The organism is Conexibacter woesei DSM 14684, from assembly GCF_000025265.1.
In the GTDB taxonomy this organism is placed as follows: domain Bacteria; phylum Actinomycetota; class Thermoleophilia; order Solirubrobacterales; family Solirubrobacteraceae; genus Conexibacter; species Conexibacter woesei.
This window is the reverse complement of sequence record NC_013739.1, coordinates 407,446-424,992: the sequence shown is the minus strand read 5'-3', so window position 1 is coordinate 424,992 and position 17,547 is coordinate 407,446. Positions and strand designations below refer to the sequence as shown.

General features: G+C 75.1%; 12 protein-coding genes. 3 read left to right on the top strand and 9 right to left on the bottom strand.

Annotated features, from left to right (window positions below; genetic code table 11):
* From CWOE_RS34015 to fabG, 5 genes are all read right to left on the bottom strand, one after another.
* On the bottom strand, nucleotides 1–1,572 hold the full coding sequence (locus tag CWOE_RS34015) for an ATP-binding cassette domain-containing protein (protein WP_236262283.1): 1,572 nt from the start codon (nucleotides 1,570–1,572) through the stop codon (nucleotides 1–3).
* Nucleotides 1,482–2,888, bottom strand: coding sequence for a right-handed parallel beta-helix repeat-containing protein (locus CWOE_RS30035; RefSeq protein WP_012931901.1), 1,407 nt, complete (start codon nucleotides 2,886–2,888; stop codon nucleotides 1,482–1,484). Before CWOE_RS30035 ends, CWOE_RS34015 begins: the two co-directional genes overlap by 91 nt.
* A 168-nt stretch (nucleotides 2,889–3,056) precedes the next feature.
* Nucleotides 3,057–4,598: a long-chain-fatty-acid--CoA ligase gene (locus tag CWOE_RS02060; protein ID WP_012931900.1), complete on the bottom strand. Its 1,542-nt coding sequence runs from the start codon at nucleotides 4,596–4,598 to the stop codon at nucleotides 3,057–3,059.
* Nucleotides 4,598–5,767 carry an acyl-CoA dehydrogenase family protein gene (locus CWOE_RS02055; protein WP_012931899.1) on the bottom strand — a complete coding sequence of 390 codons (1,170 nt, stop codon included), beginning with the start codon at nucleotides 5,765–5,767 and terminating at the stop codon, nucleotides 4,598–4,600. Before CWOE_RS02055 ends, CWOE_RS02060 begins: the two co-directional genes overlap by 1 nt.
* Entirely contained in the window at nucleotides 5,767–6,537 is a 771-nt protein-coding gene (fabG, locus tag CWOE_RS02050) for a 3-oxoacyl-ACP reductase FabG (RefSeq protein WP_012931898.1), read from the bottom strand. Before fabG ends, CWOE_RS02055 begins: the two co-directional genes overlap by 1 nt.
* Nucleotides 6,538–6,626: 89 nt before the next feature.
* Here fabG and CWOE_RS02045 point away from each other — a divergent pair, with 89 nt between their 5' ends.
* Entirely contained in the window at nucleotides 6,627–7,265 is a 639-nt protein-coding gene (locus CWOE_RS02045; protein ID WP_012931897.1) for a TetR/AcrR family transcriptional regulator, read from the top strand.
* A gap of 3 nt (nucleotides 7,266–7,268) precedes the next feature.
* Here CWOE_RS02045 and CWOE_RS02040 read toward each other — a convergent pair whose 3' ends face one another.
* Nucleotides 7,269–8,774 carry an MFS transporter gene (locus CWOE_RS02040; protein ID WP_012931896.1) on the bottom strand — a complete coding sequence of 502 codons (1,506 nt, stop codon included), beginning with the start codon at nucleotides 8,772–8,774 and terminating at the stop codon, nucleotides 7,269–7,271.
* 151 nt (nucleotides 8,775–8,925) lie between these two features.
* Between CWOE_RS02040 and CWOE_RS02035 the strand changes: the two genes are divergently transcribed.
* Together CWOE_RS02035 and CWOE_RS02030 are read left to right on the top strand one after the other, a co-directional pair.
* Nucleotides 8,926–10,038: an AIR synthase-related protein gene (locus tag CWOE_RS02035; protein WP_012931895.1), complete on the top strand. Its 1,113-nt coding sequence runs from the start codon at nucleotides 8,926–8,928 to the stop codon at nucleotides 10,036–10,038.
* Nucleotides 10,039–10,048: 10 nt separating this feature from the next.
* Nucleotides 10,049–11,233 carry a winged helix DNA-binding domain-containing protein gene (locus CWOE_RS02030; protein ID WP_012931894.1) on the top strand — a complete coding sequence of 395 codons (1,185 nt, stop codon included), beginning with the start codon at nucleotides 10,049–10,051 and terminating at the stop codon, nucleotides 11,231–11,233.
* Nucleotides 11,234–11,346: 113 nt separating this feature from the next.
* Here CWOE_RS02030 and CWOE_RS02025 read toward each other — a convergent pair whose 3' ends face one another.
* From CWOE_RS02025 to CWOE_RS30030, 3 genes are all read right to left on the bottom strand, one after another.
* A complete protein-coding gene (locus tag CWOE_RS02025; RefSeq protein ID WP_012931893.1) occupies nucleotides 11,347–13,677 on the bottom strand; it encodes a choice-of-anchor A family protein in 2,331 nt (776 codons plus the stop codon).
* 122 nt (nucleotides 13,678–13,799) lie between these two features.
* Nucleotides 13,800–16,745 carry a helix-turn-helix transcriptional regulator gene (locus tag CWOE_RS02020; RefSeq protein WP_012931892.1) on the bottom strand — a complete coding sequence of 982 codons (2,946 nt, stop codon included), beginning with the start codon at nucleotides 16,743–16,745 and terminating at the stop codon, nucleotides 13,800–13,802.
* 84 nt (nucleotides 16,746–16,829) lie between these two features.
* Nucleotides 16,830–17,489: a TetR/AcrR family transcriptional regulator gene (locus CWOE_RS30030; RefSeq protein WP_012931891.1), complete on the bottom strand. Its 660-nt coding sequence runs from the start codon at nucleotides 17,487–17,489 to the stop codon at nucleotides 16,830–16,832.
* Between the last annotated feature and the right edge of the window lie 58 nt (nucleotides 17,490–17,547).

Here is a 17,547-nt window from a genome sequence, read left to right as displayed (position 1 = left end):
TCAGCGGGCTCCGACGCCCGCGGCGAGCGCGTCGATCGCGCGGCCGGGGTCCGGGTAGGGCCGGACGGATCCGTCGTGGGCGAGCAGCAGGAAGCGGTCGAGCCGGCGCAGGAACGCGCGGTCGTGCGAGACCGCGACGATCGCGCCCTCGAACCCCTCCAGTGCCCCTTCGAGCGCTTCGCAGGAGTCGACGTCGAGGTTGTCGGTCGGCTCGTCGAGCAGCAGCAGGTTGCAGCCCTCCAGCTCCAGGCAGAGGATCTCGAGCCGCGCCTTCTGGCCGCCGGAGAGCGTCGCGTGCGTGCGGTCGTGCGCCTCGACGAGCCCGTACCGCGCGAGTGCCGCCATCGCGCGGGCCTGCTCCGGCAGCCGCCGCATCACGACGTCCAGCAGCGTCCCGTCGGCCAGCTCCGGGCGGACGTTCGTCTGCGTGAAGACGCCGGTCACGACGCGCGGCCCGACGACCAGCTCGCCGCGGTGCGGGATCGGGTCGGCGGCCAGCAGCCGCAGCAGGTGGGTCTTGCCGGAGCCGTTGGGGCCGATCAGGCCGATCCGCTCACCGGCGTGGATCTCGTCGGTGATCGGCGCGGTCAGGTCGGGGATCTCGACGGCGCGCAGGTCGAGCACGCGGCGGGCGGAGTCGGCGCCGTTCAGCCGGACCCGTATCGCGTGGTCGTGCACCGGCGGCGGCGGCGGGCCGGCCGCGACGAAGCGCTCCCAACGGGTCTCGGCCGCGCGAGCGCGCGCCGCCATCACCTCGCTGACGCGCGCCTTGACCTTGAGGTCCTTGAAGTAGCGGAAGAGGCGGCGCTCCTCCTCGTGCCAGCGTTTGAGCGCGTCGCCGAGCCGGGCGTTGCGGTCCTCGCGCGCCTGCGGGTAGTCGGCGTACGAGCGGCCGTGGACCCACGCGCCGGAGCCTTCGAGCGTCACGACCATGTCCGAGGCGCGCGCCAGCAGCTCGCGGTCGTGGCTGACGAACAGCACCGTCTTGCGGCTCGCGCGGATCGCGTCCTCCAGCCGGTGCTTGGCAGGCAGGTCGAGGAAGTTGTCGGGCTCGTCGAGCAGCACCACCGGCGCGTCGCCGGCCAGCAGCAGGTCGAGCACGAGCCCCTTTCGCTCGCCGCCCGAGAGCGAGGCGGCGGTCCGCTCGGCGACCTCGCTCAGCCCGAGCCCGAGCACGCGGCGGCAGGCTGCGTCCCATGCGCCCTCCAGCTGGTAGCCGCCGCCGGCCGACCACGCGTCGATCGCCTCCGCGAACGCCATCCCGGCCGCGGTGGCGCGGTCGGGATCGGGGTCCGTCGTCTCCAGCTCCGCGGCGGTCATCCGCGCGCCGGTCGCGGCGAGCGCGGGCGGCGCGACCGACAGCAGCAGCTCGCGCACGGTCTGCTCGTCGTCGCCGAGGCCGACGTCCTGCGCCATGTAGGCGATCTGGCCGTCGGTGCGCGCGTCGCCCTCGTCGGCCTCCAGCACGCCGGCGAAGATCTTCAGCAGCGTGCTCTTGCCGACGCCGTTGGCGCCGACGAGCGCGGCGTGGCGGCCCGCGGGCACGCGGAACGAGACCTGCGAGAAGAGCAGGTCGCCGCCCGGGTGCGCGTAGGCGAGGTCGTTGACGACGAGCGTGGACACCGACGGGCGAGGATGGCAGACGGCTCGCTCTGCGGGCAGTCAGCCGGTGCGGCGGCGGTGCTGAGGAGGTCCTGGCCGGAGACCTCGCGCCACGCGGCGAGGGTGGTGCGGCTGCCGTTCCAGGCGAGCGCGCGGCCGCGTGGGTCGGTCGCGCAGAAGCTGTTGTCGTCGGAGCTGAACGCGGTCAGGCGCGCGGCGTCGTTGACCCACAGCGCGACGCCGAGCGCGTCGGGGTTCGCGTACGCGATCGCGTTGTCGCGCAGCTCCAGCGCGGCGGCGGCGTTGACGAAGACGGCTGACGCGTCGCCAGCCGCGGTCGAGCGGCCGGTCTGCACGATCGTGTTGGAGACGAGGCGGCCGCGCGCCGCCGTCGCGCCCGCCGTCAGGAAGACGAGGTGCTGCGCGCTGCCGCGGATCTCGTTGCGCTCGACGGTCACCATCGCCGGGTTGTCGCTCAGGACGAGCCCGAAGCGGCCTCCGTCGAGGAGGTTCGCGCGCACGGTCCCGGGGCCGCCGGCCGCCTTCACGTTGGCGGCGCCGTTGCCGCGCAGCTCACTCGACTCGATCGTCCAGTCGCGCGAGCCGGGCGCGCTGTAGACGCCGTGCTCGTAGGGCCCGTCGTCGCCGTTGCCCGCGATCGTGCTGCCGGCGATCAGCGCGCCGCTGCCGCCGAGCTGGATCCCGTCGCCGTTGAACGCGCCGCCGCCGCGGCCGTTGCCGGTGACGACGTTGCGCAGGTAGCGCCCGTCGCGCGTCCCGGCCAGCTCCATGATGCCGGCGCCGCCGTTGCCCACGATCGCCGAGTCCTCGACGCGCACGTCGGCGGACGCCTTCAGCTGGATGCCGGCTCCCCCGCCGGCGACGACGCGCAGGCGCTGGAGCGAGATCCGCGTGCAGCCGTCGACCCAGATCCCCTGCGCCGTGCCGCCGCGCACCTCGAAGCCGTCGAAGGCGACGTCGGAGACGCCGATCAGCTTGATCGCGTTCGTGCCCGCGGCCTCGATCACCGCGCCCGGCTCCGCGGCGAAGCGGATCGGCGCGGCCGGCGTTCCCGACCGCGCGGGCCGCACCGACTCGCGGTAGGTGCCGGCGCGCACGCGGACGGTGTCGCCCGCGCCCGCCTCGCGCGCCGCCCGCCCGACCGTGCACCAGGGGGTGGCGGGCGAGCCCGCCTGCGCCGCGGTGCGCGCGTCGGAGCAGGCCGCGCCCGCGCCGTCGACCCACAGCTCGGCGCCGTCCGCCCGCGCCGCGGCGAGCGCGAGCACGGCGCTCGCCGTGACGAGCGCGGCGGCGGGCCGGGGCCGGAGGCGCAGGCGGGGACGAAGGCGGGAACGAAGGCGGGAACGGGAGCGCGGGCGGGGACCCATGCCCAGGTGATCGGCAGCCCGGCCCCGTTCTCTCGGAACGTGGTCAGACGAGCAGCCGTGTGTGCGTCACGGCGCCTCCCCCAGATGCGCGTACTGCGCCCGCAGCTCCCGCTTGAGCACCTTGCGGCTCGGCCCGAGCGGCAGGCTTCCGGCGAACGCGACGAGCCGCGGGCGCTTGTGCCGCGCGACCCGCTCGGCCGCCCATGCGATCAGCTCCTCGGCGGTGAGCGGGTCCTCGCCGGCCGCCCGTGCCCGCGCGACGACGACCGCGAGCACCTCCTCGCCGTGCGTCGGGTGGGGGACGCCGACGACGGCGACCTGCTCGACCTGCGGGTGGCGGGCGAGCGCCTCCTCGACCTCGCGCGGATAGACGTTGTAGCCGCCGCGCAGGATCATGTCCTTCTTGCGGTCGATGACGTGGCGGAAGCCGTCGGCGTCCTTGACGCCGAGGTCGCCGGTGCGGAACCAGCCGTCGACGAGGGCCGCCGCGGTCGCCTCCGGCAGGCCGTGGTAGCCGGCGAAGACGTTGTGGCCGCGGATCACGATCTCGCCCAGCTGCTCCTCGCCGAGCAGCTCGATCCGGTCCTCCACCTCCGGCCGCGCGATCTCGACCTCGACGCCCCACAGCGGGTGGCCGATCGAGCCCGGCCGCAGGCCGAACGACGGCTGGTTGACGGTCGCGGTCGGCGACGTCTCCGACAGCCCGTAGCCCTCCTGCACGCAGCAGCCGAAGCGCGCCTCGAACGCCTCCAGCACCGCGACGGGCAGCGGCGCCCCGCCGGAGACGCACATCCGCAGCGCGACCGGCTCGCCGTCGCCGAGCGCCTCCAGCAGCGCGATGTACATCGTCGGCACGCCGATCAGCACGTTCACGTCGTGGCGGCGCATCAGCGCGAGCGCGTCCGCGGCGTCGAAGCGCGGCTGCAGCACAACCGTCGCGCCGACGAGGAACGCCGAGTTCATCGCGACGGTCTGGCCGAAGGTGTGGAACAGCGGCAGGCAGCCGAGCACGACGTCGTCGCCTCTGAACTCGTTCGCCATGAACGCGTTGACGAAGCAGTTCATGACGAGGTTGCCGTGCGAGAGGATCGCGCCCTTCGGCCGCCCGGTCGTCCCGCTGGTGTAGAAGAGCACGGCCGGCTCCTCGGAGGTGCGTGCGACGGCGGCGGGCAGCGGATTCACGTCACCTGCGCGCGTGGTGAGATCGTCGTCGCCGCCGTCACGCAGCACCACGGCGGGCACGCCGGCGGCGGCGACCGCCGGCGCGAGCTGCGCCGCGCAACCGTGCTCGGCGAGCGCCAGCCGCGCACCGCTGTCGCGCACCAGGTGCTCGATCTCGTCCGCGACGAGCATCGGCGCGACCGGGACGACGACCGCGCCGGCGGCGACGATCCCGAAGTAGGCGGTGACGAAGTCGATGCCGTTCGGCGCGAGCAGCGCGACGCGGTCGCCCGGCCGCACGCCCAGCTCGCGCAGCACGGCTGCGCGCGCGAGCGCGCCGTCCCACAGCTCGCGGTACGTCGCCTCCCGCGCATCCTCGATCGCGGCGACGCGATCGGGGAAGCGCAGCGCCGACTCGTGCAGGACCGAGGCGAGGCTGAGCTGCATCACGCGAGGTGGCCGCCGATGCGGCGGCGGCCGCTGAGGAGGTTCTTCGCGATCGCGCGTCTCTGGATCTCGTCGGTGCCCTCGTAGATCCGCCACAGGCGCGCCTCGCGATACCAGCGCTCGATCGGCAGCTCGCGCGTGTAGCCCATCCCGCCGTGGATCTGCATCACGCGGTCGACGACTCTGTTCGCCATCGTCGCACCGGCGAGCTTCGCCATCGACGACTGGTGGCGCGGGTCGCGGCCCTGGTCGACCGTCCAGGCGGCGAGCAGCACGAGCCAGCGCGCGCTCTCCAGCTCCACCTCGCTGTCGGCGAGCATCGCCTGGATCATCTGGTGCTCGCCGATCGGCTTGCCGAACGTGCGGCGCTGGGTCGCGTACTCGACCGCCATCCCAAGCAGCCGCTCGGCGGCGCCGATCGCCTGCGACGGGATCACGTAGCGGCCGCGACCGATCCACTCCATCGCGAGCCTGAAGCCGTCGCCGACCTCGCCGAGCACGTTGCGGTGCGGGACGCGCACGTCGTCGAACGCCATCGAGATCGGGCGCGCCGGCCCCATCGTGTCGATCGTCTCCGACGTCCAGCCGAGCGCGCGGTCGACGAGGAACGCGGTGAAGCCGCCCCTGTAGCCCAGCTCGGCGTCGGTGACGGCGATCACGATCGAGAAGTCGGCCTCTCTCCCCCGCGTGATGAACGTCTTCTCGCCGTTGAGGACCCAGTCGTCGCCATCACGCACGGCGCGCATGCGGATCGCGGTCAGGTCGGAGCCGGCGTCAGGCTCGGTCACCGCGAAGCACGACGCGCGCGTCCCCTCGATCGCCGGCAGCAGGTACTCCTCGCGCTGCTCCGCGTTCGCTCTGTAGAGGATCACGTCGGTCTCGCCGCCGAAGACGAACGGCACGAACGTGCGCCCGACCTCCGACCACAGCAGGCTCTGCGTCACGGCGGGCAGGTCGGCGCCGCCGTACGCCGCCGGCGTGCCGAGGCCCCAGAAGCCGAAGTCGCGCGCCTTCGCCTGGAGCGCGCGCAGCTCCTCGTGCGTGAGCGCCGACTCGCCGCGGCGCTCGCGCTGGAGCACCTCCGGCTCCAGCGGCATCACCTCCTTCGCGATGAAGGCGCGAGCAGTCTCGCGGATCGAGCGCTGCTCGTCGGTCAGTGCGAAGTCCATCAGCGCGCACCTCCGTTGATCTCGATCGTCTGGCCGTTCACGTACGCCGCGTCCTCGGAGGCGAGGAAGGCGACGACGCCCGCCACGTCGTCCGGGGTGCCGACGCGCCGCAGCGGCGTCGCGGCCGCGGCGCGGGCGCGGTGCTCCTCGGGGTCGAGGCCGATCCGCCGCGCGGTCGCATCCGTCATCGCGGTCGCGATGTAGCCGGGGGCGACGGCGTTGGCGCGGATCCCGAACGGCCCCAGCTCGAGCGCCATCGTCGCGGTCAGGCCGCGGATCCCCGCCTTCGCCGCGCTGTAGTTCGCCTGCCCGCGGTTGCCGCGCGCCGAGCGGCTGGAGAGCGAGACGATCGCGCCGCGTCTCGCCTCGACCATCACCCGCTGCGCCGCCCGCGAGCAGAGGAAGACGCTCTTGAGGTTGACGTCGACGACGGTCTCCCAGTCGGCGTCGGTCATTCTGAAGAGGAGGTTGTCGCGCGTGATCCCGGCGTTGTTGACGAGCACGTCGAGACGGCCGTGCCGCTCGGCCGCGCTGGCGACGAGCGCGTCGACCGCCGCCGCGTCGGTCACGTCGGCGGCGACCGCGTCGGCGCGGTGACCGGCGTCCCGCAGCGCCCGCGCGAGCGCGTCGACCGCAGCCTCGTCGCGGTCGACGAGCACGACGGTCGCACGCTCTCCCGCCAGCCGCTGCGCGGTCGCGGCGCCGATGCCGCCGGCCGCTCCGGTGACGACGGCGACGTGCTCGGCGAATCGCCGGCATGTGACTGACACGGACTCTCCCTCGATCGCGAACTACCAGTGTTAGTTTACGAGGATACTAACATTGGTAGTCGCGGCCCGGAAGTGCGACAATCGCCCCGATGACGCCCGCCGACCCCGCCGCGACCGCTCCGCGGCTCACCCGCGAGCGGATCGTCGCGACGGCGCTGGCGCTGATCGACCGCGACGGCCTCGGCGCCGTCACGATGCGGCGGATCGCCGACGAGCTGGGCGTACAGGCGCCGTCGCTCTACAACCACATGCGCTCCAAGGACGCGCTGCTCGACGCGGTCGCGGAGTCGGTGATGCAGCAGGTCGACGCGTCCGCGTTCGACCGGCTCGACTGGCGTGCCGCGCTCGACGCGTGGGCGTGGTCCTACTACGAGGCGCTCGTCGCCCACCCAAACCTCGTCCCGCACCTGGCGGTCTCCTTCGGCCGCCTCGACGTCGCGCTCGCGCGCGCCGACCAGGTCTACGCCGGCCTCCGCCGTGCCGGCTGGACCCCCTCGCGCGCGACCCGCATCTCCGCCGCCGTTCGCTACGCCGTCTACGGCGCCGCGCTCGGCTCGTTCGCCGGCGGCTTCGGCGCCAACGCCGCCCGTTACCCCAACCTGCACGACATCGAGCGCCTGCGCGAGCAGCCCGACCGCGTCGACCGCGCCGCGCTGAAGCTGCTGATCGACCGCTTCCTCGACGGCCTCGACACGATCGCGCCCGCGGCCGGGCCGCGCGGCAGGTGACGATCACCGCTCGCGCAGCAGCGTCGCGACCGTGATCGCCATCGCGGCGAGCAGGACGGTGAGCACGACGGCGGTCAGCTGCATCCCTTGGAGGAAGGCGTCGCGCGTCACCGCCAGCAGCTGCTCGCCGACGTCGCCGGGGAGATCTCCCGCCGCCTCGACCGCGCCGCCGAGCGTGTCGCGGGCGCCCTCCGCCACGTCAGGCGGCGTCCCGGCGGGCAGCGCCTCGTCCGTCACCTCGCGGCGGTAGACGGCCGCGGCGATGCTGCCGGCGACCGCGAGGCCGAACGCGACGCCCAGCTCGTTGCCCGTCTCCGCCGCACCCGACGCCGTGCCAGCGCGCTCCGGCGGGGCGCTGCCGATGATCATCTCGTACGTCAGCACCATCGCCGGGTTGATGCCGAGGTTGACGAGCGTGAAGCCGACGACGGCGAGCGCGAGCCCCGACGTTCCCGCCGCCCCGATCAGCGGGAGCCCGGCGGCGGCGACCGCCAGCCCGCCCGCGATCGCGTGGACCGGTTTGACGCGGCGCGTCAGCAGCGGCACCAGCAGGCTTCCGGCGATGCCCGCGGCCATCGCCGGAATCGTCCACAGGCCCGCCTCCAGCGGCGAGAGCCCGAGCACGAGCTGGAGGTACTGCATCACGAGGAACTGGATCGCGCCGAGCACGAACAGACCGGTCATCTGCGCCCCCAGCGTGACGCTGAAGCGGCGGTGCGAGAACAGCGCGAGGTCGAGCAGCGGGCTGGCGAGCCCCCGCTGGCGGCGGACGAACCACCAGCCGACGGCGATCCCGGCAGCGAGCAGCAGCAGCGGCAGCGGCGCCGGACCGTCCTTCGCCAGCTCCTTGAGGCCGTAGACGGCGGGCAGGATCGCGGCCAGTCCGAGCACGACGCTGAGCGGGTCGACCCGGCCGGCGTCCTCGTCGCGGAACTCCGGCAGCACGAACGGCCCGGCGGCCACCAGCAGCACCATCACGGGCACTCCCAGCAGGAAGACCGAGCCCCACCAGAACACCTCCAGCAGCGCGCCGCCGACGACCGGCCCGAGCGCGCCGCCGAGCAGGAAGCCGGCGGACCAGACCGCGATCGCCAGTCTGCGCTGGACGGGGTCGCGGAACATGTTGCTGATCAGCGACAGCGTCGAGGGCAGCAGCGTCGCGCCGGCGATCCCGAGCAGGGCGCGCGCGACGATCAGCATCTCCGGGCTGGAGGAGAAGGCGGCGAGCACCGAGACGGCGCCGAACGCGGTGGCGCCGGTCAGCAGCAACCGGCGACGGCCGATCCGGTCGCCGATCGTGCCCATCGCGACGAGCAGCCCGGCGATCATGAAGCCGTAGATGTCGACGATCCACAGCAGCTGCGTGCTCGACGGCTGCAGGTCGGCGCTCAGCTCCGGCACGGCGAGGTGGAGCGCGGTGAAGTCGAGCGCGATCAGCAGCGCCGGCAGCGCCAGCACGACCAGTCCCGCCCACTCGCGTGGTCCTGCCTTTGCGTCGGTGTCGGACATCGGTGGTTCCTTGCAGTCGATCTCGGGCGAGAGATCGTACGAGTTAAAGCGAACTTGAAGTCAAGCGCGGCCGTGAGGCGGAGCCGTCGCGGAGCAGCCCTGCTCTACGATGCCCAGGCCGCACGCGACGACGAAAGGCGAAGTGCGAACGATGGGTGAGACGGGCAGACATTCGGCCTACGCCGCGAGCGGCGTCGACTACGACCAGCTGGACCGCGCCAAGCGCCACGCCGTCGCCGCGGCGCGGGCGACGTCGGCGCTCGCGGCCGCGCGCGGCGTGACGATCGACGACGCCTCGCGCGGTGAGTCCGCGCTCGTGCTCGAGGTCGGCGGCGTGACGCTGTCGTTCGTCGTCGAAGGGCTCGGCACGAAGTCGCTCGTCGCCGTCGGGTACGAGCGCGAGAGCGGCCTCGGCCGCTACGACGACGTCGCCTACGACGCCGTCGCCGCGATCGTCAACGACCTCGTCTGCGTCGGCGCGGTGCCGGCGGTCGTCAACGCCTACTTCGCGACCGGCGACTCCGGCTGGTACGCGCAGGGCGACCGCATGGGCCAGATCGTGCGCGGCTGGGAGCGCGCCTGCCGCGACGCCGGCGCGGCGTGGGGCGGCGGCGAGTCGCCGAACCTGCCCGGGCTCGTCTCGCCCGAGGGGATCGAGCTGGCCGGCAGCGCGATCGGCGTCGTGCCGAGCGGACGGCAGCCGATCCTCGGCGCCGAGCTGGCCGTGGGCGACGAGATCGTGATCGTCGCCAGCAGCGGGTTGCACGCCAACGGCGCCTCGCTCGCGCGGATGCTCGCGGACAGACTGCCGCAGGGCTGGTCGACGCCGCTGCCAAGCGGCCGCGCGTTCGGCGACGCGCTGCTCGATCCGAGCGTCCAGTACGCCAGCCTCGTCGCGGCGCTGCTCGACCAGGCCGTCCCGGTGACGTACATGAGCCACATCACCGGCCACGGCCTGCGCAAGCTGATGCGCGCCGACCACGACCTCACGTACGCGATCGACGCGCTGCCGCCCGTCCCCGAGGTGCTGAGCTTCATGGTCGACGCGCTGGAGATGACGCCAGCCGACGCCTACGGGACGCTCAACATGGGCGCCGGCTTCGCTGTCTACGTCAAGCCCGGAGCCGGCGCCGCCGTCGTCGCGGCCGCCGAGGCCGCCGGCCTCTCCGCGCTGCTCGCCGGTCGCGTCGAGCAGGGTCCGCGCAGCGTCGTGCTCGCCCCGCTCGGCATCACGTACGGCTCGGACGAGCTGGCCGTCCGCTGACCCTCGCGGCGTGCTGAGCGGCGTGCTGAGGATCGACGACGCCGAGCGCCGCGCGCGGCTCGCCCGCCGCCACCGGCTCGCGCCGGGCGAGCGGGCGCAGGACGTCGTCGAGGCGGCCGACAGCCTCGTCTGCCTGCACGCGACCGATCCCGCGACGATCGCGCTGTCGGCGTGGGCGCGGGTCGATGGCTTCGAGCCGCCCGAGCTGGAGCGCGCGCTGTACGCCGAGCGCTCGCTCGTCAAGCACCTCGCGATGCGCCGCACGCTGTTCGTCTTCCCGCGCGCGACGCTGAGCGCCGCGCAGGCCGGCGCGAGCGAGCGCGTCGCCGGCAGAGAGCGGCGCCGGCTGATCCGCGACGTCGAGCAGGCGGGACTGCGGCGCGACGGCGAGCGCTGGCTGACGGAGGCGTGCGCGCAGGTGCTGGAGCTGCTGTCCGACGGGCGCGAGGCGACCGCGGCGGAGCTGCGCTCCGGGCTGCCCGCGCTGGAGGGGTCGATCACCTACGGCGAGGGGAAGTCGTGGGGCGGACAGGCCCCGATCGGGCCCCGCGTGCTGACCGTCCTGTCGGCCGAAGGGCGGATCGTGCGCGCCTCCAACGAGGGCAGGTGGACGGTGTCGCGACCGCGCTGGGCGGCGACGAGCGCATGGCTCGGGGAGGAGATCGCCCCGCTGTCGGAGGCCGACGGCGTCGCGCAGCTGGTCGCGCGCTGGCTGCGGGCGTTCGGGCCCGGCACGGAGGCCGACCTCAAGTGGTGGCTCGGCTCGACGCTGACGGCGGTGCGCAGAGCGCTCGCCGACCTCGGCGCCGTCGCGGTCGAGCTGGACGGGCGGACCGGCTGGCTGCTGCCCGACGACCTCGAGCCGACCGCGCCGGTTGCGCCGTGGGCCGCGCTGCTGCCACCGCTGGACCCGACGACGATGGGCTGGACCGAGCGCGACTGGTACCTCGGCCCGTACAAGGCGCAGCTGTTCGACACGGCCGGCAACGCCGGGCCGACGATGTGGTGGGACGGCCGGATCGTCGGCGGCTGGCGACAGACGGAGGACGGCGCGGTCGTGCTGCAACCGCTGGAGGACGCCGGCACCGACGCCCGCCGTGCGCTGGAGCGCGAGGCCGAGCGGCTGACGGATTGGTTCGGCGGCACGCGCGTGCTCCCCCGCTTCCCCTCCCCGCTGTCGCAGGCGCGCGGCTGAGCGCTCAGCATCCTCTCGCGAAGTGCTGCTCGCCCGGCCCTCAGCGGCCGCCGTCCGCAGCACGCGCAGGCGCTTGGAGACCTGCGGTTGGGCGATGCGACGGCGCAGCCTGCTCAACCGCGCCCGCCGAAGCCGCCCACGAGCACGCGCAGCGGCGTGCTCGTGCGCGACGGCGGCGCACCCGGCGCGAGCGCCGTCACGCCGAGGCGGAGGCGGCGGCCAGCGGCGCTCGCCGCCGCGACCGCGCGCACGACGAAGCTGCTGCGCTGCCCGCGCCCCAACGCGCTCACGTCACGGCAGAGCAGATCGCCGCGGCGGATCGCGCCCGGCGCGGAGGAGACCAACAGCCCCGCCGGCGGCCGATGGCAGAAGCGGACGAAGCGCGCGCCGCGCCGTCCCGTGCCGATCGCGCTGACGCGATACGACAGCGGAGCGCCGGCGCGGACCGATCGCGGCGCCGCGATCGCCGCCGCGACGCGCGGCGGCGGCAGCAGGACGCGCAGGTGGGCGTGGTCGAAGTTGTTCGTCGCGTTCGTGTCCGGCGTCGGCGAGGAGACCATCACGACGCTGCGCAGCGGATGGGCGGCGAGAACCCGGGCCGCGACGCGCACGACGACGTCCTGGCCGGGCTGCAGCGTGCCCAGCTCGCAGCGGACCGGGCGCCGTCTGGAGCAGGCCGTCGTGTCCGGCGCGCCGCCGCTGCTGCTGACCGAGAGCACGCGCGCCGTCCGGTTCGGGTTGAGCGGGTCGAGCTGCGGGATCTCCCGCGCGACGGTGCCGACCGCCGGCACGCGGCCGGCGTTGCGGACGCGCACGACGACCGTGACGACGCCGTTGCGGACGATCCGTGACGGCGCGATCCGCTCGTCGATCGCGAGGTCGGCGGCGCCCGGCGCGACGACGATCCCCGGTCCGGGCCGGCCCAGCGGGGTGCCGGGCGGCAGGACCGGCTCGATCGGGAGGAAGCCGGAGTCGCCGGGTGGCGGCGGTGGCGGTGGCGGTGGCGGCGCCGTGACGTAGTCGTTGACGATGGTGACGCGTTCGACGTCGCCGTCGAGGATCGTCACCGGCGCGTAGTCGATCGTCGTGCTCGCGGCGCCCTGCGGGTCGGGCTCGGTGATGGTGTACTGGACGCCGCCGGGCAGCACGCCGAGCGGGACCTCGCCGTCCGCGATCCGCCCGGGCAGTCTCAGCGTCGCGCGTCCACCGGCCGCCAGCGTCACGTCGCGCGAGACGCCGTTGTCGCCGCTGACGTCGATGCGCCAGCGGCCGTCGGCCGGCGCGCCCGTCCCGGTCACGAGCTTGCGCAGCACGATCGCCCCCTGGCACCTGCGCGTCGTCGTTCTCACCTCCGCGGTCGCGTCACCGGCCCGCGCGACGATGTCGTGCGGCGCCGTCCCCTGCGCGACGAGGAAGACGTAGTCGTGCCGGGGGCCGACGGTGAAGCTGCCCTGCTGCGCGCTCGAACGGTCCTCCCACTCGACGTCGCGTGTGTCCGCGGTCTCGTTGCGCAGGCGCAGCGCGACGGTGTCGGCGATCGGGTCGACGCACAGCGACGTCAGCGACAGCGGCGCCGACGGTCTCACAGGCGGCGTCACGCAGCCGTCGAAGCGGCCGCCGATCGTGCCGGCCTGCACCAGCGAACGGCCGATCACCTGGCCGGTGACCGACCCGCGCGGCGGCAGTCTGATGCCTGCGAACGGCGCCAGCAGCGTGCCCTGCCAGGCGACGCCGGGGCCGATCTGCAGCGCGTTCGCGTTCGGGAAGTTCCACAGCGTTCTGCCGGCGCCCGCGGCGGTCTCGACGCTGGCGAGCTGCGCGTCCTGCACCGTGCTGTACGTCGAGCCGGTGACGTTCACGAGCACGGTCGAGCCCGGCGGGACGCTGATCTCGATCCGCTGGGCGCTCTGCATCGTCGTCGCGGCGAGCGTGAAGACGTTGCGGTCGGGATCGCTGCCGCTCATCAGCAGCGTGCCGGCGGCCGGTCCGCTGACGGTGCCGTTCGGCGCGATCTGCCCGAGCGCGACCGAGCGCACCTCCAGCTCGGTCATCGCCGACCCGATCGAGAACGGCGGTGGCGCTCTTCTCAGCGTCCCGTTCGGCGTCGGCAGCGTGCCGACGAGCGTTCTGCCGTAGGTCGCGCTGCCGTTGGGCAGCCGCGAGTTGGCGACGCTGAGGTCGCCGCCGACGATCGCGTCGAGCCGCGCGGAGTCGGGCGGGAGCGCTGTTCCGGCGGACCAGTTGGAGAGGTTGGCCGAGCCGCCGACCGCCAGCCGCCCCTCCAGCTGCGTGTTCGACGCCGAGTACGCGGTGCGGAGGAAGACGCCGAAGTCCGGCGCGACCGGGCCGAGGTCCTGGCACGGCGTGGGCGCGGGCGAGCCGCCCTGCCCGCTCGTCGTCGCGACGAGCAGGAGGAGCGCGACCAGCCCTGCGATCGGCAGCATCCTGCGCACGGTTGTCGGCGGTATGACCCTGCGCGGCGGCGGGTCAAACCTCGCGCCGGAGACTCGGCGCGAAGGCGGCGGGGCGGGGGGGGGCGCGGGGCGGCTCGCGGGGCGGCGCGGCGCTACGCCAGACCCAGCCGGCGCGCGATCGCCGCGGCCTCGCCGCGGTTGCGCGCGTCGAGCTTGGCGAGGATCCGCGAGACGTGCACGCTCGCGGTCTTCTCCGCGATCACGAGCGTCTCGGCGATCTGGCGGTTCGTGCGGCCCTCCGCCAGCAGCGTCAGCACCTCCCGCTCGCGCGCGGTGATGCCCAGCTCGGCGATCCGATCGGGCGGCGGCGCGTCGTCGCCGAGCGCGACGCGGGCGCGGCGGCCGAGCGCCTCGATCGCGCCCCGCAGCGGCTGCTCGCGCAGCTGCACGGTCGTCGCGTGCGCATCGCGCAGCAGCGACGCGGCCGCCGCCGTCGCGCCGCGGCCGGCGAGCAGCGCCTCAGCCTGACGCAGCTCCGCGTAGGCCGTCGGGTACGGCTCGCCGAGCGCGCGGAAGCGGTCGGCCGCCTCCGCCCAAGGCGCCGCGTCGGCGCCGCCGGCCGCCCGCGCCGCCTCCGCCGCCGCGAGCGCGCGGCAGGCGAGCGCTCGCGGCGGTCGAGCGCTCGCCGGCAGCGTCGCGAGCATCGCGTCGAGACGGGCGAGCGCGTCGGCGGCATCGCCTCGCGCCGCGGCGACCGCGGCCGCGCTCGCGCCGGCGGCACCGGCGCGCGCCGCCGCGACCCGCTCGGCGGCGATCCGGGCCGCGACCGGGTAGACCTCGGTGAAGTCGTTCAGCCACGGCGCGACCTGCGGGTCGGCGACCGCGTCGAGCGCGGTGCGCAGGACGGCGGCCGCGTCGTCGAGGCGGCCCTGCCACAGCCGCAGCGTCCCGATCGCGGCGAGTGCGGGCGGGTACCACTCCGGTCCGCCGAGCCCGTGCGCGATCGCGCGCGCCAGCTCCAGCTCGTGCTCGGCGGTGGCGAAGTCGCCGCGGGCGAGCGCGAGCCGCCCCTTCACCTCGTGCCACGGCGCCGCCGCGCTGCGGCCGTGCGGCGTCTCGTCGCCGACGAGCTGCTCGGCCTGCTCGATCCGCCCGAGCCGCAGCAGCCAGCCGGCGATCGCGTAGCGCAGGTAGAAGATGAAGTCGTACATCCCCCAGCGCGGCGCGAGCGCGATCCCGTCCTGCGCGAGCGTGATCGCGTCCTGCAGCCGCCCGGCCTGCTCCAGCCCCTCCGACGCGTTGGCGTAGGAGCGGCCGATCTCCTCGACCGCGCCCAGCTCGACCGCGATCGCGCGGGCCCGCGCCGCGTGGTCGACCGGGTCCCCGTGCGCCCACCCGAGCCCGGCGAGCGTGTTGTGGACGTGCGCCTCGACGGAGCGGTCGCCGACCTCGCGGGCGAGCGCGAGCGCCTCCTCGCAGCGCGCGTACGCCTCCTCGGAGCGCCCGTTCAACATCAGCGCCTGCGCGTCCCCGGCGACGACCAGCGCCCGCTCGCGCGAGGGCGGCTCGGGCGGCACGAGGCGGACCGCCTCGCGGTACGCGATCAGGCCGTCGGCGTGGTCGGCGCTGAGCCACAGCGCGCGGCCCGCCAGCAGCTGCATCAGCGCGACGCGCGTCGGCTCGCGCGTGACGTCCAGCTCGCCGATCGCCTCGCGCGCCCGCACGACCGCGCGCTGCGGGTTGTCGCCGCGGATCGCCGCGGTCGCGGCACGCGCGAGCAGCGCGGCGCGGTCGAGTCCCGCGACCGCGGCGGCGTCCGGCACGCGGTCCCACAGCGTCAGCGCGCGCTCGCAGTGGCGCTCGGCCTCGGCGAACGCGAACGCCCCCTCCGCCTCCGCGCTCGCCCGCACCGACGCGGCCAGCGCGCGCGCCGGCTCGCCGGCCGCCTGCCAGTGGTGCGCCAGCTCTCCCGCGACGCCGATCCCGCTCGCCGCCAGCTCCGGCCGCTGCACGAGCGTGTGCGCGAGCGCGCCGTGGAGCCGCGCGCGCTCGCCCGCGAGCAGGTCGCGGTAGACCGCCTCGCGCACGAGCGCGTGCCGGAACGCGTAGGCGCCGTGCTCGCCGTGCGCGACGAGCACGTGGTGCGCCAGCGCCTCGCGCAGCGCAGGCGCGAACGCCGCCTCGGGCAGCTCGCCGACGGCCGCCAGCAGGCGCTCGTCGACGGCCCGCTCCGCCGTCGCCGCGACCGCCAGCAGGCGCCGCGCCGCCGCCGACAGCGACTCGGTCCGCAGCAGCAGCGCGTCGCGCAGCGACGCCGGCAGCGCGCCGTCCTCGCCGGCGGCGAGCAGCTCCTCGGTGTAGAAGGCGTTGCCCTCCGTGCGCTCGAACAGCTGCTCGACGAGCGTGCCCGGCGGCCGTTCGCCGAGGATGTCCTCGACCTGCAGCCCCAGCTCCGCGCGCGTGAAGCCGCGCAGGTCGATCCGCCGCACGCCGCGCACGCGCGCCAGCTCCGCGGCGAACGGGCGCAGCGGGTGGTCGCGGTGCAGGTCCTCGGCGCGGAACGTCGCGACCAGCGCGAGCCGCTCGCCGCGCGCCGCGCGCACGAGGAACGCGAGGAAGTCGCGCGTCGAGCGGTCGGCCCAGTGCAGGTCCTCGATCACGAACACGACCGGGCGCTCCTCCGCCAGCCGCACGAGCAGCGCGAGCAGCAGCGCGAAGACGCGCCCCTGCCGCGCGCCGGTCGAGGCGGGCGCCGCGTCGACGGCGGCGCCGCCGAGCTGCCCCAGCTCGGGCCACAGCGGCGCCAGCTCGCGGCGTTCGCCCGCGCTCAGCGCGTCGAGCGCCTCGCCCTGGCGCAGCACGGGGCGCAGCGCCGAGACGATGGCGGCGTACGGCAGCTCGCCCTCGGCCAGCTCGACGCACTCGCCGACGAGCACGAGCTTGCCGGCGGCGCGGGCGCGGCGCTCCAGCTCGCCGACGAGGCGGCTCTTGCCGACGCCGGCGTCGCCGGCGATCAGGACGAGGCCGCTGTCGGCGTCGAGCGCGGTCAGCTCGTCGGCACGCCCGACGAACCGCTCGGCCGAGACCCGCTCAGGCATACCGCGAGTATCGCCGCAAGCGCGGTCGCCCGCACGCGTAGGGCAGCCCCGCACCCGGGACGGCCCCGCACCCGCTGCGAGTCGCTACTCGCGACGCGCGTCCGGGTCTGCCATGTCGGCGCGCAGCTCGGGGTCGCGCTCTATCCCGCGGATCAGCACCGACAGCGCGGTCCCGAGCAGCGCGGGCGAGATCTGCTCGCGATCGGCGACGCGGATCATGCCGAGCCCGAAGCTGAGCGCGACGCTGACGTTGGCGAAGTGGCGGGCGGCCTCCGGCGACTGCTCGAGGCCGGCGTCGGCGGCGCTCTCGGTGACGAACCCGGCGAACATCTCGCGCAGCACCGCCAGGCCGGCGAGGAAGCGCTCGCGCATCTGCTCGTCGCGGCCGGCGGCGAGCCAGAACTCGACGAGCAGCCGGAACGCGTCCGGCGTCTCGTCCAGCTCCTCCATCCAGCGGTCGCTGCCGACGAACGGCCGCTTCCACGTCTTCTCGTCGCGGTCGAAGAGGCCGACCTGGGCGGCGATCTCGGCTGCCAGGAACTCCTCCATCAGCGCGACGAGGAGGTTGTCCTTGGAGCCGAAGTGGCCGTAGACCGCGCCCTTCGTCAGCCCGGCCTCGGCGGCGACGTCGTCGAGCGTCGCGCCGGCGAAGCCGCGAGCGGCGTAGACGCGAGCGGCGGCGTCGAGCAGTCGCGCGCGGGTCGCGGCCTTGCGGGCGCTGCGGTCGAACTCGCCGCGCGGCATCAGCGCGCCGCCCGCACGGCCGCGCCGGTCGCACGATGGACCGGATTCCTTGACAGAT